We start from the raw sequence: 3,907 nt of genomic DNA on the forward strand, positions 1-3,907 counted from the left end.
CCGCCGCCGTAACCGACAGGCCGGGGATCAGCACAACGCGCTGTGCCGCATCGGGCTGGATATGGATGCGTACCGGCACGCGCTGCACCACCTTGGTGAAATTGCCGGTCGCGTTGTCAGGCGGCAGCAGGGCGAACTGCGCGCCCGTGCCCGGCGCGAAGCTTTCAACCGTGCCGCGTATCGTCTCGCCCCCCAGCGCATCGACCGATACCCTGACCGGCTGGCCCGCGCGCATGCGGCGGATCTGCGTTTCCTTGAAATTGGCCACCAGATAGATGTCCTGCACCGGCACGATGGTCATCATGTGCGTGCCAACGGCGGCATACTGGCCCACGCGGGCGCTGCGGTCGCCCACGCGCCCGTCCACGGCGGCACGGATGGTGGTGGCGTCCAGATCCACCTGCGCGGAACGCTGCTGGGCAATCGCCTGTTCAATACGGGCCTGCGCCTGCAGGATTTCCGCGCGGAAGGTTGCGATCTGAAGCTGCGCCGATTTCAGGGCGGCGGTGGCCTGCGCCAGCTGGGCATGGGCCTGCGCGCTGCTGTTGCGCAACTGGTCATAATGTTCGTTCGTTTCCGCGCCCGTGGCAGCCAGCGCGCGGTAGCGGGCGACCTGCCGGTCCGCAAAATCGACCTGGGCCTGTGCTGCGTCGCGCCGGGCCTGCGCCTGTGCGATTTCGGCATCCTGCGCATCGATCTGGGCCTTGGTCTGGATGATCGCGGCATTGCCCTGGTCAGCCAGCGCGCGGGCCTGTTCAAACCGGGCGCGGGGGTCGCGTTCATCCATGCGCACCAGCACCTGCCCCTTTGTCACCGCCTGGTTTTCGGCCACCAGCACCTGATCGACAAAGCCCGCCACGCGGGTGGACACCGTAACCTGATCGGCCTGCAGGTACGCGTCATTGGTGGACTGGATAAACCGCCCATGCAGCCACCACTGGACCAGCCACGCGATGAATGCGACCACGGCGACACCCGCGACGCATGCCAACACCAGCTTGCGTATGGCGGCCTTGCGCGGGTCAGCCGGCTTTTTCGTATCGGGCTGTGGCGCGCCGGACGGGGCGGGCTGGCCTGAGGGGGACGGGTCAGTCGGTGAGGTATCAGGCATGCGCCACCATATATGGAACGGTTCGGTACGGTTTTGTTAGGTGGACAGTTCCGCGTGGTCAAGCCACATATGGCCGCGCAGTTGCGGCAAACATGTTGGGGACGGGAAAGTTGTAATGTCGACCATGCTGGGCAAGCCGCGCCGTTCAGGCCGCCCGACGCCCGAGGAGTCCGCCCGGCTGGACCGCTACCTGCTGGACGTGGCGGGCAGGCTGTTCATCGCCAATGGTTACGCCGGGACATCAATGGGACAGATCGCACGCGCGGCGGGCGCCAGCAAGCAGACGATCTATCACCGTCATCCCTCCAAGGAAGCCCTGTTCAAGGCAGTCATCACGCATCTCAGCGCCTCGCTGCTGGAACGGGACACGCAGGCCGCGCTGCTTGATCCGTTGCAGGCGCTCAAGGACGTATGCCGGATGCTGCTTGATTTCATCATGCGGGAAAACGTGATCGCCACGTACCGCATGATGATCGCGGATGGCTACCGTTACCCCGGCCTGATCGACCATGCCATGGATGAAATCGTCGCCCCCTTTCACGGTCGGATCACGACCCTGCTGACCGCCGCCGTGGCGGCAGGGCAGATCCGTGCTGGCACGGATAATGAAAACACGTCCCGCCTGCTGACCTGGATCATGACCGGATGGCCGATCCAGCAGCGCCTGCTGGGGCGTGAACCCCTGCATGACGCGGCGGCACGCGCCGCGTTCACGGAGGCGGCATGGTCCATGTTCCTGCGCGGCGTGGCGGACTGAGGGGCAGGACACGGCGCATCCGGTCCGGCGGGGTCAGTCCTGTTTTTCAAACGCACCGGCAATGGTCAGGGTCACGTCATCCCCCACCATCGGCAAATAGGTCCTGATCCCGAAGTCACTGCGACGGATGCCTGCCGTGGCCGAGAACCCGACCGTGTAGACCTTGTCCAGCGGGTTGACGCCCGCGCCGATGTAACGCGCATGCAGCACGACCGGCCGTGTCACGCCATGCAGCGTCAGGTTGCCGGTAATCGTGGCATTGTCCGCGCCACCGGGTACGACCGAGGTGGACGTGAACGTTGCGTTCGGGTAGCGGGCGGCATCAAACCAGTCAGGATCCTTCAGTTCCCCGGTCAGCCTGTCGCTAGGCGTATGGATGCTGCCGACCGGCACGCTGACATCCAGCCGGGATGCGGCCGGGTGGGCGGGATCAAGCTGCAACGTGCCGCTGACGCCTGAAAACATGCCGGAATAGGGTGTGAACCCCAGATGCAGCAGGGAAAAGATGATCTCGGTATGTTCGGGTTCGACCCGGTATCGTCCGGCCTGCACGTCATGGGCGGGGGGCGCCGCCAGTGCCGGGGCGACAGGCAACGCCAGCAGGCAGGCGGCGGTCATGCCATTCAGAATGCTTCTGTTCATATTGCAATGCCCTCAATGGAGGAAAACGGGGGAGGCGGCAGGACCGTCACCCCCATCAGCCAAACCGGAAGCCCGACAGTGCCTTGCCCATGACGGTGTCGCTGTAATCGCGCACGCCCCGGTCCGCTCCGGCCGCGCCCGCAGCGAACATGAGCGGCAGCAGGTGTTCAGGCCGGGGATGGCAGATCCGTGCGCCCGGCGCGTGGGTCCACTGCGTCAGGGCTTCGGTCCGTATATCCGGCGGGGATTCCACCGCATGGGTCAGCCATGTGTCGAATTCACGCGATACGGCGTTGGATTGCGGGTTCTGCCCCATGAGGTGATGCAGGTTGTGATACGTCATGCCCGTACCCACGATCAGCACGTTCTGCGCGCGCAGCGGCTGCAATGCCGCCCCGGTCCGTATTTCCAGCGCGGCGTTCAGGTCGCGCTGCAGCGACAGTTCGACAATCGGGATATCCGCCTGCGGGAATGCCAGCATGAACGGTATGAACACGCCATGGTCAAACCCCCGCCCGGGGTCCTGCGCGCTGGTGATGCCCGCCCCGTCCAGCAGGGCGCACACCTGTGCCGCAAGCCGGGGCGAACCCGGCGCGGGATAACGCAACTGGTATGTATGGGGCGGAAAGCCGGAATAATCATAGATCAGTGGCGGGTGCGCGCCGGATGTTACCGTGGGCACCCCCGTTTCCCAGTGGCTGGACATGACCACGATCGCGTCGGGCCGCCGGGGCAGGGTGGCGGCCACCCAACGCAGGTAGGCCGCCATATGGTCCCATGTATCCGGCCAGTCCATGAAGAAGCACGGTCCCCCGCCATGCGGCAGGAACAGGACCGGCTGCCGTGGCCGTGCCATGTCATTCCGGGCGCCGGGTTGCTGTTCCATGCCGGTTATTTCCCTGTCGTGGTCATTAGAGCCCGATCCGAAAGTTTTTGAACAATACCAGCCTGTTGTGATTCATCCGTCTTTACGAAGAGATGGAGTGAATGGTGACATGGACTGGTATTGCCCGACGTGAACATAGCCGGGAAGGACTGCGATATCCATCGGATATGATGGACGGGGAATGGGCTTTGATCATGCCATTTGTGCCCCCTGCGAAACGGGGCGGTCGCCCTCGCACGACGGATATGCGCGAGGTGGTCAATGCGATGCTCTACATAGCCTCGGCCGGGTGCGCGTGGCGCCTGCTGCCGAAATGCTTTCCGCCGGTCTCGACTGTCAGGCGCTATTTCTACGCCTGGCGTGATACTGGGCTGTTCGAGGTCATGAATACGGTGCTGGTCATGAGCCTGCGCGAGATCGAGGGGCGTGAAGCCTCCCCGAGCGCGGGCGTGATTGACAGCCAGTCGGTGAAAACTACGGAAAGCGGCGGGCTTTCGGGCTATGACGCGGG

At 64.5% G+C, this 3,907-nt stretch carries 4 protein-coding genes and 1 pseudogene; 2 read left to right on the top strand and 3 right to left on the bottom strand.

Annotated features, from left to right (window positions below; all coding sequences use genetic code 11):
* The coding region (locus tag GEU01_RS23120) for an HlyD family secretion protein (RefSeq protein ID WP_042710921.1) at positions 1-1,111 on the bottom strand (1,111 nt) is incomplete at its 3' end.
* A gap of 115 nt (positions 1,112-1,226) precedes the next feature.
* On the opposite strand from GEU01_RS23120, the gene GEU01_RS17105 reads away from it, so the two are divergent.
* A complete protein-coding gene (locus GEU01_RS17105) occupies positions 1,227-1,868 on the top strand; it encodes a TetR/AcrR family transcriptional regulator (RefSeq protein ID WP_019087050.1) in 642 nt (213 codons plus the stop codon).
* 33 nt (positions 1,869-1,901) lie between these two features.
* Here GEU01_RS17105 and GEU01_RS17110 read toward each other — a convergent pair whose 3' ends face one another.
* Both GEU01_RS17110 and GEU01_RS17115 read right to left on the bottom strand, forming a co-directional pair.
* Positions 1,902-2,510 (bottom strand): YceI family protein, encoded by a 609-nt coding sequence (locus tag GEU01_RS17110; protein ID WP_019087051.1) that lies wholly within the window; start codon positions 2,508-2,510, stop codon positions 1,902-1,904.
* A gap of 55 nt (positions 2,511-2,565) precedes the next feature.
* Positions 2,566-3,396 carry a DODA-type extradiol aromatic ring-opening family dioxygenase gene (locus GEU01_RS17115; RefSeq protein WP_019087052.1) on the bottom strand — a complete coding sequence of 277 codons (831 nt, stop codon included), beginning with the start codon at positions 3,394-3,396 and terminating at the stop codon, positions 2,566-2,568.
* A gap of 101 nt (positions 3,397-3,497) precedes the next feature.
* On the opposite strand from GEU01_RS17115, the pseudogene GEU01_RS17120 reads away from it, so the two are divergent.
* A pseudogene (locus tag GEU01_RS17120) lies at positions 3,498-3,907 on the top strand (IS5-like element IS1031A family transposase); the annotation flags it as partial.

This window comes from Komagataeibacter europaeus LMG 18890 (genome assembly GCF_000285295.1).
GTDB lineage: Bacteria > Pseudomonadota > Alphaproteobacteria > Acetobacterales > Acetobacteraceae > Komagataeibacter > Komagataeibacter europaeus.